This is a genomic window from Gordonibacter sp. (genome assembly GCF_036667095.1).
Taxonomy (GTDB): Bacteria; Actinomycetota; Coriobacteriia; order Coriobacteriales; family Eggerthellaceae; genus Gordonibacter.
In genome coordinates, this window is record NZ_JAVWUP010000004.1 from 23,759 (window position 1) to 40,889 (window position 17,131).

Annotated in this window: 9 protein-coding genes; 5 read left to right on the plus strand and 4 right to left on the minus strand. The window is 59.7% G+C overall.

Going from position 1 to position 17,131, the window contains the following annotated elements:
• Positions 1-246 precede the first annotated feature (246 nt).
• Positions 247-4,767, plus strand: coding sequence for a twin-arginine translocation signal domain-containing protein (locus tag RR842_RS00975; RefSeq protein ID WP_332728823.1), 4,521 nt, complete (start codon positions 247-249; stop codon positions 4,765-4,767).
• 186 nt (positions 4,768-4,953) lie between these two features.
• Here the strand turns inward: RR842_RS00975 and RR842_RS00980 are convergent, their stop codons facing one another.
• Positions 4,954-5,544 (minus strand): TetR/AcrR family transcriptional regulator, encoded by a 591-nt coding sequence (locus tag RR842_RS00980; protein WP_332517323.1) that lies wholly within the window; start codon positions 5,542-5,544, stop codon positions 4,954-4,956.
• 125 nt (positions 5,545-5,669) lie between these two features.
• Here RR842_RS00980 and RR842_RS00985 point away from each other — a divergent pair, with 125 nt between their 5' ends.
• Both RR842_RS00985 and RR842_RS00990 read left to right on the plus strand, forming a co-directional pair.
• Positions 5,670-6,371 carry an ABC transporter ATP-binding protein gene (locus tag RR842_RS00985; RefSeq protein ID WP_332511712.1) on the plus strand — a complete coding sequence of 234 codons (702 nt, stop codon included), beginning with the start codon at positions 5,670-5,672 and terminating at the stop codon, positions 6,369-6,371.
• Positions 6,372-6,375: 4 nt separating this feature from the next.
• Positions 6,376-9,591: an FtsX-like permease family protein gene (locus RR842_RS00990; RefSeq protein ID WP_332728824.1), complete on the plus strand. Its 3,216-nt coding sequence runs from the start codon at positions 6,376-6,378 to the stop codon at positions 9,589-9,591.
• Between the two features lie 156 nt (positions 9,592-9,747).
• Here the strand turns inward: RR842_RS00990 and RR842_RS00995 are convergent, their stop codons facing one another.
• The 3 genes from RR842_RS00995 to nth all read right to left on the minus strand — a co-directional run bounded on the left by RR842_RS00995 (position 9,748) and on the right by nth (position 12,228).
• The gene (locus RR842_RS00995; RefSeq protein ID WP_332728826.1) at positions 9,748-10,890 is read right to left on the minus strand and encodes an aldo/keto reductase; all 1,143 of its coding nucleotides are present in this window, start codon (positions 10,888-10,890) and stop codon (positions 9,748-9,750) included.
• 235 nt (positions 10,891-11,125) lie between these two features.
• A complete protein-coding gene (locus RR842_RS01000; RefSeq protein WP_332517320.1) occupies positions 11,126-11,290 on the minus strand; it encodes a hypothetical protein in 165 nt (54 codons plus the stop codon).
• Positions 11,291-11,571: 281 nt separating this feature from the next.
• The gene (gene nth / locus RR842_RS01005) at positions 11,572-12,228 is read right to left on the minus strand and encodes an endonuclease III (protein ID WP_332517319.1); all 657 of its coding nucleotides are present in this window, start codon (positions 12,226-12,228) and stop codon (positions 11,572-11,574) included.
• Positions 12,229-12,592: 364 nt separating this feature from the next.
• Between nth and mfd the strand changes: the two genes are divergently transcribed.
• Positions 12,593-16,144, plus strand: coding sequence for a transcription-repair coupling factor (gene mfd / locus RR842_RS01010; RefSeq protein ID WP_332574460.1), 3,552 nt, complete (start codon positions 12,593-12,595; stop codon positions 16,142-16,144).
• A gap of 205 nt (positions 16,145-16,349) precedes the next feature.
• On the plus strand, positions 16,350-17,099 hold the full coding sequence (locus tag RR842_RS01015) for a GNAT family N-acetyltransferase (RefSeq protein WP_332512662.1): 750 nt from the start codon (positions 16,350-16,352) through the stop codon (positions 17,097-17,099).
• The last annotated feature ends 32 nt before the right edge of the window (positions 17,100-17,131 follow it).

Here is a 17,131-nt window from a genome sequence, read left to right on the forward strand (position 1 = left end):
CGAGAATGCTTGATCCTTCATCTCCGGTTGTACTGTCATGCGCAAGGTTGTTTCAAGGCGCTTTCGAACATCGAAAACACGTGTTTAAATGCCCGATTTCCTCCTTTGATGGAGGTGGTGCGCCTCAATCGTGCGCTCTATGATAATTCCATTGGGATAACTCGTTTTGTCCCCCTCCAAACCATCCTCCGGGGAGATGCGTCTCGTCTTGTTGCGAGCCATTGGACATAGTAAGGTGGCATTCTTGTGAAACGATATTCTCTTGACGATTTTCCCTATTTCAGCGATAGGGGAGAAGTGCGGAGCGTGCCGGAGCATCCGTGCGGCACCTTTTCGACTGAGGCAATCTACGATGAGCCGGACAAGGTTCGAGGGGATGTCACGCGCCGTGATTTTCTGAAAATGATGGGCGTTGCAGGCGTAATGGGGCTTGTTCCCTGGCGCGGGACGCTTGTGCAAGCCTATGCGGACGAGCAAGGCGAGACTGCCTACACCATTACCGTATTTAAGCGTTGGGAAATCCCCATTATTTTTTATGATGTGTCGACAAGCCCCCATGCGCCAGTTGGCAGTGCGACCATGAATGTTCATTCGTGGTCGACAGGGAAAGATACGGGTGCCCTTATTGCCAATCAGGAGGGTTACGTGGTACTCGATGCGCGATCGATGTGCGAGAAACCCAACGACGACGGTACCTATTCTTTTTCTGGCTCCCTTCTGGTTTCAAAAGCAGGCTATCGCACCTACGAGACGGGGCTTGCCCATTTTACGAGCGGCGTAGAGATTGATGCGGCAACCGAGCCTGATGACGGCACTCCGTATTTACAGTGCGTCACCTTCGATGATTGGGATATCCAATACGCCAAGCAAACGGGGTTCACGCGTTCTGTCCCAAACGATGCCGACCATACTTTTCTCGTTAAACTTGCAGGTGGCAATCTTGCGTCTTCCACGGTTACGGTCTATCAGGCAAGCGGACATGAGGTGGGGTCTGTCTCTCCGAATAAAAATGCCGACGGAACCTATACGGCGCAGTTCACGGGGCGCTATCTTGGCGTGTCGAAAGAAGCCTGCCTCGATGCAGATAGCCCGGTTTTCATCAAAGTTGTTCTGGGAAGCAGCACGCTCACCGCTACGACGACAATGGTGGTGGAAGAAGCGTTCTTCGAGACGGCTGTTATGCGCAAAAAAACGGATGCCGATATCTTCAGTTGGCTTGCGGCGGTAATTCCCACCAAAGATGAGATCGTGAGCGAGATGCCCGAGATACAAGGATCGGGTATCTCGATCCATATTCCCAACACGGTCCCTGTCCTTGGTGGCCAAGATGTGTCGCTGCCTATTCCAGGCTGCTTCGTGTCGCTCTCCATAGATCCGAGCGGTCTCTATATGCTTATGGTCGAATACAGCGGATCGAAGTCGCTCTACGAGACAGGACGTGCAGGCGCGGGCGATTGGAAGACAGCGAACGCAAAGAACACGTGGGATAAGGCGCTGACGGAGTTCAACGACTATCGGGATACGTATAGCAAAGACAACCTGGACTGGTTATACAATCCCCCACAGTCCAAGAAGTTCTTCGGGAACTTCGATTTCACCCTTTCGGCGGGTTTGGGTATTGTTCTGCGCAAAATCGGCACCGAGGCAGATAAACTCAAGGAAGCGTATCCCGGCTTCGACTATTTGCTCGAAGGCGGCCTCGTGGGGTATGTGTCCCTTGGCTTGAGCTTTACCTACACATGGCAGTTTTTCATTTCAGGTTTTTTCCCGGTATTCATACAGTTCGGCTTTGCGCTGAATAGCAAGATTACTGTCGAAGGCCAGTTGTTTGCGTGGAAGCACCAGAGTGGAGAGATGTATCCGCTTGGTATAACCCCTAACAAAACCGCCGTTCCTGATGCCAGCGGTTTGGTTTGGAAGAGCGATTTGGGTATCACGTTGTCGATTGGCATAGGGATTGCTGGTGTTGCTTCTGTGTCTTTGCGCGGCTGTGCGATGTTCATCTACACTCTTTCTTACTTCTTTCATGATCCTTACAAAGGCACTACTCTGGAATCATCGCATGGGAACCCGCGCCACCGGGTAGTTTTCTCCCTTGGTGTGGATATTTGCGTACAGATACTTCTGTTCAAGTTTTCGTGTCCCCTTGCCTACGGCAGCTGGACGCTAGCTGACAGCTGGTCTGCCGCATCTCAGGAAGCCTCGCTTGACGACCTATCGACGATGGCGCAGTACCCTGCTTTACATGCGACTCCAGACGGACATTCGTCGAGTAAGCAGCTGTTCGGGCAGGGGGGCGCGGTTTTGTCCGCAGACGATTTCGTAATGGTGACGCAGGAAGAGTTGCTTGGTTGTGCTGAGTTCGCGCAGTCTGGTGCAAATCCGTTTATCTTGCAGGAAGGCGCTGCTGGGACGGAGGTCGAAGAGCCGGTTTTTGAGCATATAGAGGGGCGCGGCGCAACGTACTTATCCCATCCTTCGTTAGCGTCTGCTGTTGCTGGGCGCGGGGAAGAAGCGGCTCAGCCGGTTGAGACGCTTGCCTACAGCAATGTGTTCTCCAACCCACGTATGCAGATCGTCTCTTTCAAGGATAAAAAGTTCTTGCTGCGCATTCTTCCGGTGAAGTTGGCCGACGGAACCTCGCGGACGCGCCTTACCATTGCCGCTTACGCGGAGGATAAGGGCTGTTGGACGGAGGGCGTTGTGGTGGAGAACGGTCCTTACCGTTGGGCGGAGAACCGTGCGAATTTGTATGACTATGACTTTGCGGTGGAGGTGCTCGATCCGTACAACGGGCACCTTGCCTATATGTGGGACGGTATCATGCGGGTGGTGCTGGTGTCGGGTACGCGGCCGGGCAATGCGGGCGATCTAGGGGAGGCTGCTGGGTTTACCGTGCTCTCGGTGCTGGAAATTGATGAGAGTTACAAGGTGAAGCAAGTTCTTTCCACCAAGACCTTCGAAGGTTTTTCGGGGGATTCGTATCGTATGGTCTCCCAGCCGTTCGTTAGCACTTGTTCGGTTATTCCTGATGATGAGAAGATTCTCAAAAAGGATTCTGGATACGCTACTGTGGCGGGTGCTTTTGTGCGCACGGCGGCAAGTGCGCGAGCGCTTGTCGAGGGTCCCTACTTGGAATCTCCGGTGCTGTGGTCAGATCGGAATATCGGCGGTGCCTGGAAGAGCACAGTCGCTTTCTTCAGCTTAACCGAAAAAGCAACCGAGAAGGCGCCGGCATCGTTTGCGGATGGCCGTATGAAATCTGATCTCGCCTTTATTGTCCAGCCTGCGTCGAGCATCCATACGTTGCGCCTTGCCTGGCTCTATACCATCCAGAACGCTGATGGTACCTCGGCTGGCAGGTTGCTCACTTGTTCTTTTGATGCCGATAAGCAAGTGAACGGCGATGGGTTCTCCGGAATAATGACGACGGACTACACCTCGCTTGATATCGTGAACGCAGGTGGCGTGCAGCCGTGGTACACCAAGATTCATCATGATGAAAAGAATGGCATTATGGCTTATGATGAACGGGTACCAGAGGGTTTTCTGGTGTCCGGTGGCACTAATGACGACCCCGTTTTGATGCGCCTTGTCGTGGCGGCGGACGGTAGCGCCACACAAACCGAAGTATCGCTTGAGAATAAATTCAAATTGGGGAAGTTTGCGCTTTCGCTCGATGGCAATACCGTCTTTTATGCAGTCATACGCGACGGCAAGGAGCCTGAAACCTATGACCCACTTGGCAACAAGATTGCAGGAAAGGAAGTTAAAGAGTATGCCATCTGCGCGCAGACCTGTGTGTACAACGCGGCGAAGGAATATCGCTTCACAAAGCCGTTTACGCTGTGTCATCTCGCGCATCCGGTGGACAGTTTTGTAGCTATAGAAGCACCTGATAGCTATTGTTTCCTGTTCTCGCAGATAACCGATCTCTCGAAAAGTCTCTCAGACATCTATTACTGTACGTTGCCCAAGATTTTGGGAGCAACCATCACGGGTTTTGGTAGTGTGCATCGCTTCGTTTGCGCAGGTTCTGAGGAGCCTTTCTATGTGAATGCACGTAATGATGGCAATAAGATCACCAGCGCGTTCGATCTGCGGATAGCTACCGTCGACGGCACTTATTCAAGTACGGTTCATCTCGATCTTGCCTCGAAGGAGGTTTCCACCATCGTGGGCCTTGCTGATGGAGGCGGGGTGGGGACGCAGTCAAGCGGGGATGCTCCTTCGGCGGACCCTTCTTCCGGCGAGGTTGCACCACCTTCTTTGAGTGCGGTGGCCGAGGCGGGTGCGCTGCTGCCTACGGAAGAGCGTCGCTACGAGTTCAAGTGGACGGTGCCTGAGAGCTGGGAGGGGGATGTGGATCTTGAGGCTCAGGTTGTACCGGGAAGCGTCAAGCTCTCGACCGTGCCTGTTGCTGCCGAGATCGAGAACGAGGATGCCTTGCTTCAGGCCTCTGGAATACCGACGCTGAGCGAGATTGTTCCGGTGAGGGCATTTGTGGACATCTACGCCGAGAGTGCAGGAAGCATGTCGATGGTCGATACGGTCCAAAAGAGCTCCTACGCTTGGTCGGGCTCGCAAGGCAACGGCCCGAGTGGCGGGGGTACCGCACCTGATAAGAGCGGCACCGTGGCAACCTCCGACTCGTTTGGCCCGCTTGCGGCTATTGCGGCAGTTGCTTCTGTAGCTGGCGCAGGTCTTGCTGTCTACAGTACCCGGAGAAAGAGGATAGAAGAGGCTGGGAAAGATGAAGGGAGATAGGGCGCAAGTACGCTGTTGCTGGCATAGGGAGAGCTTGTCCTAAAAACTCCCTTACGCTGCGGTGCCGAGAAGCCGAATGAAACGGCTGTTAGGAGGAGCGCTTCCTGGCAGCCGTTGTCATGCTTCGGCGTGTTCGTTGCGGAACGTCCGCCGCTGATTTGTTTTTTCGCGCTGCTCCGAGTACCGCTACGGGGTGAATGGGCGCGAGGTATCGGCGATTTTATCCTTGTTGGGCAGTACGGTGTCCAATATAAGCTGGATAAGGTGGTCAATAGGCATGCCTTCGGGGTTCGTGATCCATTGGCTCACCGCTGCAAGCAGGCCCGACAGGTAAAACTCGCGCAAAAGGGCGCGCTCCTCGTCGGTGCAGCCATCGGCAGGGATCAGTAGGCTTTCCACCAGCGGCGCGATGATGGCCTTCAGCTTGCGGTTGAATGCTGGGTCGCCGCGGTCGCCCAGCAGTACTGATACGTAGGGCTCGTACGCACGGGTGAGCTGCAGGATAAAACCCATGTGACGTTTGAAGTCGGGCTCGTCGCCCTGCAAGAGCTTCTCGTCGATAAGTGTGCGGATCATGCCCAGAAGCTCTTCTTCTATCTGGGAGAACAGGTCGTAGACATCCTTGTAGTACAGGTAGAACGTTCCCCGGTTGTATCCGGCGGCATCGGTGATCTCCTTGATGGAGATTTTGTCGATGGGCTTCTGTTCGTAGAGTTGCCAGAAAGCCTCGCGTATTTTGGCCTTCGTAAGCTCGGTGACCTGCGACTGCTTCTTCATGCCAGCTCCTTGTTATCGCTTTGCTCAACACTCTGGGCCATATTGTCGATTGATATCGTTATTCTAGCAATCCTATACTGTAATCAGTCAACAAGTTGTTCAGTGATAGAGAGCGAAACACGGCTATGGCATATATTGAATTCAACGAGGTCGTCAAAGCGTATGGCGAAGGCGACGTGGCCATCAAGGCTTTGGATGGCGCATCGTTTTGCGTGGAAGAAGGCGAGCTGGCCGTGATCTTGGGCGCGTCGGGAGCGGGAAAGACCACGGCGCTGAACATTCTCGGCGGCATGGATGCGGCTACGTCGGGCGAGGTCATCGTGGCCGGTCGCGACGTTGCTCGCTTGAGCGAGTCGGAGTTGGTGGAGTACCGCCGCTCCGACATCGGCTTCGTGTTCCAGTTCTACAACCTCGTACCCAACCTGACGGCGCTTGAGAACGTGGAGTTAGCGGCGCAGATATGCGGCGACTGCCTCGATGCTGCCGACACGCTTGCCCAGGTGGGGCTGGCCGATCGTACGGACAACTTCCCGGCACAGCTCTCCGGTGGCGAGCAGCAGCGGGTGGCCATTGCCCGCGCGCTGGCCAAAAATCCCAAGCTGCTGCTGTGCGACGAGCCGACAGGCGCGCTCGACTACGCCACGGGCAAGCAGATCCTGCAGCTTTTGCAAGACACGTGCCGCGAGCGGGGCATCACCGTCGTTATCATCACGCATAATGCGGCGCTGGCTCCCATGGCCGACCGCCTCATCCGCTTCAAGAACGGCCGCGTGTTCGAGATGGACGTGAACGAGCACCCTGTGTCCATAGCCGAGATCGAGTGGTGATACCTTGACCCGGGCATTTCGCAAAGACATCTGGCGCGCCATCGTGCGCGGCCGCAAGCGGTTCCTGTCGATCCTGGTGATCACGGCGCTGGGCGTGACGATGCTCACAGGCCTGCAGGTGGCGTGCATCGATCTGCGCGCGTCGGCCGACCAGTTCTTCGACGATCAGAAGCTCTTCGACCTTAGCGTGCAATCGACCCTGGGGCTGACGCAGGACGACGTGGCGGCGCTTGCTGCGCTCGATGGCGTGGACGAGGCCGTGGGTGCTTACGAGGAAACCGCGTACGTGCAGGTGGATGGCAAGCGGCGCAGCGTGGATGTGAAGGCACTCAACGCTGCGGGCATCAACGAGCCGTACGTGGTGCAGGGCTCGCTGCCTGAGCGTGCGGGCGAGGTCGTGGTGACCGAGGGTTACCTGAAGGACTCTGGAAAGAGCATTGGCGACAAGGTGGAGTTCGAGGGCGGCGCGGCTTCGCCCGCCAAAGAGGGTTCGGCCGACGATGCCGCAGCCGAGGGTAACGCGCCCGACGATGCCGACGCGCTCGTGTTCGAGCGGCGCGCTTACACCATCGTGGGCGTGGTGGTCGATCCGGCCAACATCGCCAATCCCGACGGCCCGGCGGCGTTCCGCTCGGCCACGGCTTCTGACTACACGTTTTTCGTAGATGAGGACGCGGCGCGCGCCGACGTGTTCACGGCGGCGTACCTGACGCTTGCCGGCGGGCGCGAGCTGGTGTGCTACTCCGATGCCTACGACAAGCTGGTGGCTTCGGTGCAAGGCGAGATCGAGGGCATCAAGGGCGCGCGTGAGCAGGCGCGCAGCAATGACGTGAAAGCCGAGGCCCAGGCCAAGCTGGACGATGCCGAGCGCGAGGCGCAGGCCGAGTTCGCCGATGCGGAAGCCAAGCTGGCCGATGCGCAAAAGACGCTCGACGAGAGTCGTCAGACGCTTGCCGACGGCCGCGCCCAGCTGGATGCCCAACGTGCGGCGGCAGCGTCGCAGCTTGCCGCCGCCCAGCAGCAGATAGATGACGGCTATGCCCAGCTGCAAGCGGGGGCGAGCCAACTGGACGAATCGGCTGCGCAGGTGGCGCAGGGCATGAGCCAGCTTGAGGCCGGCAAGGCGCAGTTGAAGGCTACGCAGGAGCAAACCGACCTACAATTCTCCCAACAGCGCGCAGCGCTGGTTGCGGCCGGTGCGCCGGCTGAGCAGATTGCGGCGCTCGATGCGCAAAGGGCTGCCGCCACTGCTGCGTTCGGGCAGCAGTGGGATGGCATAGCCGCACAAGAATCGCAGTTGCAGGCTGCGCAGCAACAGGTGGACGCGGGGCGCGCCCAGCTTGCGGACAAGCGCGCGCAGCTCGATGCGGGCGCGGCCCAGCTCCCGGCGCAGCGGCAGAGCGCCGAAGATCAGCTGGCCGCCGCCGAGCAGCAACTGACCGACGGCGAAGCACAGCTTGCCGCAGGCCAAGCCGAGCTGGACGCCCAGCGCCAGACCTACCTTGACGAGCGCGCTAAGGCCGAAACGAAGTTGTCCGACGCTCGTGCCGACGTGACGGCTATCGAGAACGCCCTGTGGTACGTGCAGGATCGCACGTCGCTGGGTAGCTACGCCTCCATCGACAGCGACGCCTCGTCCGTCGAGGCGGTGGGCACGGCGTTTCCCATCGTGTTCTTCATCGTGGCCATACTCATCAGCCTGACCACTGTCACGCGCATGGTGGAGGAGGAGCGCGGGCTTATCGGCACGTACAAGGCGCTCGGGCTGCGCAACCGCGAGATACTGGCGAAGTACGTGGTCTACGCGCTCTCGGCCTGCCTGATAGGCGGCGTCATCGGCGACGTGCTGGGATTTGTCGGCCTGCCGGAGTTCGTGTTCTCCATCTTCACCACCATGTACGTGCTGCCGGACTACGTGCTGCAATTCGACCTGCTCTACGGGTTGGGGGGCATCGCGTTGTTTACGTTCGGCATCGTGGGCTCGACTGTGTTCGCCTGCCGCTCCGAGCTGAAGCAGACACCTGCGGCGCTCATGCGCCCGAAAGCGCCGCGCAGGGGCTCGCGCATCTTCCTTGAGCGCATCGGCCCGGTTTGGAAGAAGCTGTCGTTTTTGGGTAAGGTGACGGCGCGCAACCTGTTCCGCTACAAGAAGCGCCTGTTCATGACCGTATCGGGCATCATGGGCTGCACGGCATTGCTGGTGTGCGGGTTCGCCATCAACGATTCCGTGAGTTATCTGGGACCTCAGCAGTACAGCCATGTTTACTCCTACGATCTGATGGCGGTGACGGCCCCCGGCGACTTCGAGGAAGTTGCCGATGATTTGCGCTCCGATGGCGACGTGGAAGATTTCGAAGCGGTGCGCATCGATTCGGTATCGGTGAAGTACGACGGGGCCGAAGAGAGCATGCAGCTGGTGGTGGTGCCGCGAGGCGAAACGCTTGACGGCTATATCGCGCTTGAGGACGCAGCTGGTGCGCCCGTGGAGTTGGGGGACGACGAGATACTGATCACGCGCAACGCCGCGCAGGTGCTGGGCTTTGCGGAGGGCGACGAGGTTACGCTCAAGGACACCTCGCTGGCCGAGCATGCGGCCCCTATTGACCGTATTGTGGAGAACTACCTGGGCAACGTCGTGTATATGGGCCAGGGCGCCTACGAGCGCCTGTTCGGCACCTATGAGCCCAACGGCCTGTTCGCGCACCTTTCAGCCGATGATCAGGTGGCGTTTGCCGATGACTTGGCGCGTCGCGACGGTGTGCTGTCTACCGCGAGTACCCAAGAGCTGCGGGACAACTTCGCCTCGTCGTTCTCGCTGGTGAGCTCGGTGGTGTACCTTATCACCGCCATGGCTGCGGCGCTGGCGTTCGTGGTGCTGTTCACGCTGTCCACCACGAACATCTCCGAGCGCGAGCGGGAGTTGGCCACCATCAAGGTGCTGGGATTCCGCAAAGGCGAGGTGCATCACTACGTGAACCGCGAGACGCTCATCCTCACGGGCTTCGGCATTGCGCTGGGGCTGCCGCTCGGGCATATGCTGGGCAACCTGCTGACGGTGGCGCTGAACATGCCGTCCATCTACTTCGCCGTGCATATCGAGTGGACGAGCTATCTGTTGGCCGCGGCCTTGGCATTCGTGTTCGCGCTGGTCGTGAACCTTATCACAAACCGTAGCCTCGACCACATCAATATGGTGGAGGCGCTGAAGAGCGTGGAATAGGGCGGCGGAAAAAGGCGTTGCTTTGTGCTGACATCATATATGCGTACGCATAAAGCAAGTTTCATTTGGGTGAAACATATGCGTACGCGGTTATTTTTGTTAGAGGGCAGTCCGTCAATGAATCTTGCCCAATTGCCACGATTGCTGGCTGACGCTCTATGCGAACAGGGCTGCTGCCTGCTCCATGCGGCTGGCTATAGGCACGCCGAAGGGGCAGCGCGGCTCGCAGTCCTCGCAGCCGATGCAGTCGGCGGCCGTGGCGTCGAGCGCCTTGTAGTGGGCGCGCACGGAGGCGGGCACTTCGTCTTGCATGAGCGCCAGGTCGTAGAACTTGTTCACCAGGGCAATGTCGATGTTGGCGGCGCAGGGCGCACAATGTCCGCAGTAGGTGCATTGCCCGAAGTAAGCGTGCTTGGGTGCGGTGGCTAGTACGCTTGCGTAGTCCTTTTCTTCTTCCGAGGCGCTCTCATAGCGCACGGCATCTGTTACGTGCTCGACGGTGTCGAAGCCGGCGAGGATGCTGGCTGTGGCGGGGCGGGTGAGCGCGTAGTGGATGCACTGTACGGGGGAGAGCGCCACGCCAAAGGGTGATGCTTCAGCGCTGAACAGGCGCCCGCCCGCATAGCCTTTCATCACCGTAATGCCAATGCCGTCGCGCTCGCAAAGAGCATAGAGTTCCGCGCGGGCAGGTTCCATGCCCTCAAGGGTGTCGTCGTATTGGAAGCTGAATGCGTCATCGAGGCTGGTGGATGCTGGCAACAGGTCGAAGGCAGGATTGATGCTGAACATAATGACTTCGATCTCACCCGAAAGTGCAGCGAGTTTTGCCACCTCGGGGTTGTGTGTGGAAAGCCCGATGTGCTGCACGGTGTTGGCTGCTTTAAGTTTGCGCACGTAGGCGATGAATTCGCCTGACATGATGCTTTCGAATTCCTCCACGTCGTCCACGTAGTGGATCATGCCCAACTCCACATGGTCGGTGCCAAGGCGTGCGAGGAGGTCCTCGAATGCGGGGACGACCTTGTCCAGGTCACGCGTGCGCACGTACTGTCCGTCCTGCCAGGTCGAGCCGATGTGCCCTTGGATAATCCAGCTATCGCGGGTGCCCTTGAGGGCCGCGCCCAAGTTGCTGCGCACATCGGGGTCCGCCATCCAGCAGTCCAAAAGGTTGATACCCGCTTCGGCGCACGTGCCCGTTACTGCCTTTACCTCGGCGGCCGACTTCTTCTCCATCCACTCGGCCCCAAAGCCGATCTCGCTTACCTCAAGGCCAGTTCGGCCTAGCTTCCGGTATTTCATGGGTACCCGCTTTCTTAACTGGTTCAGTTTCCATCATTGAACCACATAGAGCGCACTCCAAGTCAAGAAAAATAGAGCCTAACGAGAGATAAAGATAGCTTGCGAGCAAGCCAGACCTCCCTATCATTCCCTAGGTGAAAGGCATTCACAAACAGGATGGTTTCGCCTATACTACAGGCGAGTCGTAGAGAGCGTTTACTCTCTACGACTCTCGAACTTGCTTCGGCGGTTCGGGCTATTTGTGCAGCTCCGGTTCGTCCTCAGGGGACGACCGGGGCGTATCTTTTGATGCGAGTTTCAAAACCAACTCGATCACCCCGAGCACGAAGGTGCCAAAACTAAGCACCAGCCCGAGAACCTGCAAGATCACCCCAGTAAAAGCAACAACAAAATCATCCATAGAGGACCACCCCCTTCCCTGTCTAGAATAGGAAATGGATGTTAAGAGGGTGGGAGCCTCCCCGCCTGGACAAGTTTGTGGGTAGCATCCTATCAGGACTGATGACGTCAAAGCTATCCCGGTGGAACCACGATTTTCTCAGCAAAAGCCAAGCAGGTTGGTAGTAAAAATCCAGCAAAACTCAGTCAGGAGTCAAGCAAGGCGGGGTTACCTCGTTCGGAATCTCACTGCAAAAGCATACGGCAATATCACCCCGATTATGGTGCCGCAATCGGGTCGCGTTACGCTTTTCCGCAGCTGGGGCAGAGGTCGCAGAGGAAGCATTCGCCGCATTTGGGGCGCCGCGCTATGCAAGTTGCGCGGCCGAACAGCACCCATTGGTGGTTGATGGGGCCCCAGCACTCGCGCGGATAGAGTTTCAGCAAGTCCTCCTCCACCTTTCCCGCTGTTTCCTCCTTGGTGAACTTGAGCTTGTGGGCTATGCGGAATACGTGGGTGTCTACGGCGATGCCCTCCACGATGCCGAAGCCTTCGTTCATGACGATGTTCGCCGTCTTGCGGCCGACGCCGGGAAGGCGCTGCAACTCCTCCATGGTCCGCGGCACCTCGCCGCCGAACTCCGAGAGCACCATTTGAGCGCATTTGATGACGTTGGCGGCCTTTGTGTGGTAGAAGCCGATAGTGCGGATGATGTCCTCGACGTCGCCGATGTTCGCGGCTGCGAGATCGGGAATGGTGGGGTAGCGCTCCCACAGCGCCGGAGTCACGCGGTTCACGCCCTTGTCGGTGGTCTGGGCGGAGAGCAGTACGGCTATGGTCAGGCGGAACGGGTCGTTCCAGTAGTGCAAGGCGCATTCAGCGGCAGGATAGTGCACGTTCATGCGGTCTTCGACGGCCAGGGCGCGTTCGCGCTTTGCTTTCATAGATTCGCGTGGCATATGACTTCCTTCGCGACAGGGTAAGTTGCATTGGCATTCAGTATAGCGAACGAACGACGCGTCGTCTGGTGTGCTTGGTTGAATGCTGGAGCAAGGCAAACTGACCCATTTGTTGGAAGTGAGCAAAGGGTCGTGGATGGAAGACCAGTATCGAGAACTTACGACGGGGTGATCACGTAGCGGGCGCTGGTGCTCGAGGACGGATTCATCTTGCTTCCGGGGCGCCCTGAGGCACTCGGCGCGAACGGTGTAGTACACTGTCTAGGCTACTCCGCTTTGCCGACAAGAGGGAGTGGGCGCACTTGATGGAGAGCCGCAAACGCGGCTTTTTCGCGTTGCTTTCATACGGACAAGGACCAGGTTTATGCTCATAGATTCATTGACGTTCACGCTGGAGAAATCGGATGCCCTCGACGGGTTTTGGGGCAAGCTCGACGCAGGTGAGGACTCCACGTTGGGTGTGGCGTCATCGGCGCGACCGTTTTTGGTGGCGGCCCGCTTCGCGCACAAGCTGCAGCCCACGCTCGTGGTGGTTGCGGGCGAAGACGCCGCCGTGGCGTTCGCGCGCTCGGCGGCGGCCTATTTGGGTGACGAGCGCGTCATGCGCTTTCCCGAGCGGGCCGACCATCCCTTTGCGCCCAAGCCCGCCGACCCCGTCCAGGTGGCGCGCCGCATGGAGGCCGTGCATGCGCTGGCATCCGGGCGCGCGGCCGTGGTGGTGGCCAGCGCCCGGGCGTTGTTGCGTACACTGGCGCCCGTGGGGTCGAATGTGTTTCTGCCACTGGTGCTGGAGGCGGGTCGCGAGCTTGCTGCTATGACGGGTGCCACGGAGACGGGCGTGGCAGCGTTTGAGGACGTGGCCCGCGCGCTCGAGGAGCGCGGCTTTGCCAACACCGGCGAGTTGGACGGCCCCGGCACGTTCGCCGTGCGCGGCGGCACCATCGACGTGTACCCGGGCAACCTGGTGTATCCGGTGCGCCTGGACTTCTTTGGCGACGAGCTGGACGAGATACGCCGCATCGTGCCTTCCACCGGTCAGACCATCCAGGCGCTGCCGCGGGTGGACGTGTACCCGGTGATCGAGTTTGCCGCCACGAAAAGCGCGCTTGCCCGCGCCCGCGAGAAGCTGGCGCGTCCCGCGAGTACAAACCCCGCCCTGCGCGACGTGCTGGAGAAGCTGGAGGGCGGCCTGCGCTTCGACGGTGCCGACGTGTTGCTGCCCTACCTGTACAACAAGACGGCCACGCTCGGCGACTATCTGCGCCCTGATGCGCTGACGGCGCTTGTGGAGCCGCGCTCGCTCTTCGACGATGCGACGCATGCCATGGACGACGTCCGCGGTCGCGCCAAGGGCACGCAGGTGGCGCTTGAAGGCCTCTACGCCGACCCGGCTAAGTTGAATTTCGGCGACAACCAGCGCGCCACCTATGTGTCTATCATGCGCGTGGGCGGGCACATTGACGACGAGCTGCCGGTGAAGCGCGTGGAGGTGGCGGGGCATCCTGACAAGCTCTACGGCCGTTTGCGCTCGCTCGTGGATACCGACTACACGGTGGTGTTCAGCGCGCCGAACTACCGCGCGCGCCAAGACATGAAGTTGGCGTTCGTGGATCAGGGGCTGCCCATCCAGGAGCGGCTGGACGTGGCTGACGGCGAAGACGGCGCGTCGCCGGGCGCGGCATCTTTGGCCGGCTCTGGGGCTACGGCGTCAAAGCGCAACCTGGGCACGTCGGAGGCTGCGGCGAAGCGGCAGCTGCGACGGGGCGTGGTGAACGTGGTGGACGTGGACATTCCGCTGGGCATGATCATCCCGAAGGCGAAGCTGGCGCTGGTGAGCGTGTCTGACACTCAAGGTGCCTCCACGGCGCGTCCGAGCCGCCACATCGACATCACCGAGATCACGTTTCCCTACAAGCCGGGCGACTACGTGGTGCACGCATCGCACGGCGTGGCGCACTTCAAGGAGCTGGTGCGCCGCGACGTGGATGGCACGGCGCGCGACTACCTGCTGCTGGAATACTCCGAAGGCGACAAGCTTTACGTGCCGGTGGAGCAGCTCGACCGCGTGACCCGCTACGTGGGGCCGGAGGGTGCCTCTCCACGTCTCACGCGCCTGAACACGGCCGACTGGTCGCGTGCTATGAGCAAGGCCCGTGCCGCCACTAAAAAACTCGCCTTCGACTTGGTGGACGTGTACACGCGTCGCGCGACGGTGCAGGGCTACCGCTTCGGGCCGGACACGGTCATGCAGCGCGAGATGGAAGAGGCGTTTCCTTACCAGGAGACGCCCGACCAGCTGTCTGCCATCGCCGACGTGAAGGCCGACATGCAGTCGGCCAAGCCCATGGATCGCCTGGTATGCGGCGATGTGGGCTTCGGCAAGACCGAGGTGGCCCTGCGTGCGGCGTTCAAGGCCACGCAGGATTCCAAGCAGGTCATGGTGCTGTGTCCGACCACCATCCTGGCGCAGCAGCACTTCACGAACTTCAAGGAGCGCTGCGAGCCCTTTGCGGTGCGTGTGGAGGTGCTCTCGCGCTTCCGCACGCCGGCGCAGCAAGCTGCGGCCCTCAAGGGGTTCCAGGAGGGCGACGTGGACATCCTCGTGGGCACGCACCGCCTGCTGTCGCGTGACGTGAACCCGCACGATCTGGGGCTTGTGATCATCGACGAGGAGCAGCGCTTCGGCGTGGGCCACAAGGAGCAGCTGAAGAACCTGCGCGAGTCCATCGACGTGTTGACGCTGTCGGCTACGCCCATCCCGCGCACCATGCAGATGTCGCTGTCGGGCGTGCGCGACATGAGCCTGATACTCACCGCGCCCGACGAGCGGCGTCCGGTGGAAGTGCACGTAGGCGAGTGGGACCCCGACTTGGTGAGCGCAGCTATCCGCCGCGAGCTGGCGCGCGGCGGGCAGGTGTACTACGTGTCGAACCGCGTGCGCACCATGGAGGAGGCCGTGCGCCGCGTGATGGCCGCCGCCGGCGAGGCGCGCGTGGGCGTGGCGCACGGGCAGATGTCGAAGGACGAACTTGAGCGCGTCATGGAGGACTTCGTGGCAGGCGAGCTGGATGTGCTGGTGGCCACCACCATCATCGAGAGCGGCATCGACAACCCGCATACCAACACGCTCATCATTGAGGACTCGCAGCGCTACGGACTGTCCCAGATGTACCAGCTGAAGGGCCGCGTGGGTCGCTCGTCCACGCAGGCCTTCGCTTACTTCATGTTCCCTGAGCACGTGAGCCTGACCGAGGAGGCGCAGGCGCGCCTGACCGCGCTCGACGAGCATACCGACTTGGGCAGCGGCATGCGCATCGCCATGCGCGACTTGGAGATACGCGGCGCAGGTAGCCTTATGGGTGCCGAGCAGTCCGGCAACATGTCGGCCGTGGGCTTCGACCTGTTCGCGCAGATGCTCTCCCAGGCCGTAAACTCCACGCGCGAGGGCGACCTCAAGGCCATGGACGCGCTGCCGCCCGCGCTCTCCGACATCACCGTGAACGTGCCGGGGCACACCTACCTGCCCGAGGACTACGTGCCGGACGCCGACGAGCGCGTGCTGTGGTACCGCAAGATCGCCAGCGCCGCCACCGAACAGGCGGTGGAAGAGGTGGCTGCCGACCTTGTGGACAAGCGCCCCGACATGCCGCAGGCTGCGAAGAACCTGCTGGAGCGCGCCCGCATCAAGGCGTTCGCCAACGAGCACCATATCAAGACCGTGTCCATCACGGCGGGCCGCTTGGTGGTGGAGCCTATCGACGTGCCCCGCGACAAGATGACGGGCCTGCGCCGCGCGGGCGGCCGCTACTTGGCCGACAAGCGCAAGCTACAACTGCCCCTGCGCTACTTCAAGCTGGACGAAGGCGACAACCTGCTGGGCCCGGTATTCGCGTTTCTAAAGGAGTTGGCAGGGTAGATTCGCTTCCTGCCAAGAGCAGTGCCCGGGGAAACCCAGTCGCTCGGCAGTACTCGCCGCTTTGCGGCTGCGGCGCCGCGAAGCAAGTCCCCGAAGGGGAAAGTCGCTTGGTGGGTATCCCTGGGCACTGTTCCCTGAGGGAGCGATGCGGTGGGCGGGATGAAGGGTATGGTTGTAGGATTGATAGTGGTAAGGGAGGTTTGTTATGGATGCTCGTTTCATCAACCTGACGCCGGAGAACCTGGCCGACGAACAGGTGAGCTGCATCATTCGCAGCAAGAAACCCCACCCGGGTATCGAGGCTAAGAAACACTGGCTTGCTGAGCGCCTGGTAGAGGGCCATGTGTTCAGGAAACTGGATGCGAAGGCGACGGTGTTCATCGAGTACGCCCCGCTTGAGACGGCTTGGGTCCCCATCGTGGGAGACAACTATATATACTTATACTGCCTCTGGGTATACGGTGCCCCCAAGGGACAGGGGTACGGCCGTGCACTCATGGAATACTGCTTAGCCGATGCCCGAGCCAAGGGCAAGTCGGGCGTGTGCATGCTGGGTGCCAAGAAGCAGAAATCCTGGCTTTCCGACCAGTCCTTTGCGAGGAAGTACGGGTTCGAAGCGGTCGATACTACTAACAATGGCTACGAGTTGCTCGCCCTTTCCTTCGACGGAGGCATGCCTCGGTTTGCGCCGGGTGCCAAGGAGGAGCGCATCGAGCGCCAGGAGCTGACGATCTACTACGACTTCCAGTGCCCTTACGTTCCGGGACATATTGAGTCGGTGAAGCGGTACTGCGAGGACAAAGGCGTCCCTTTGTCTCTCGTGCAAGTGGATTCGCTGCAAAAGGCAAAGGAGCTGCCCTGCGTGTTCAACAACTGGGCGGTGTTCTACCAGGGGAATTTCGAGACGGTGAACCTGGTGGATACGGCTTATGTGGAGAGAATCCTCAAGAAGTAAGCCAGGCGGCCAGAGTAGATGAGACAAGGAGT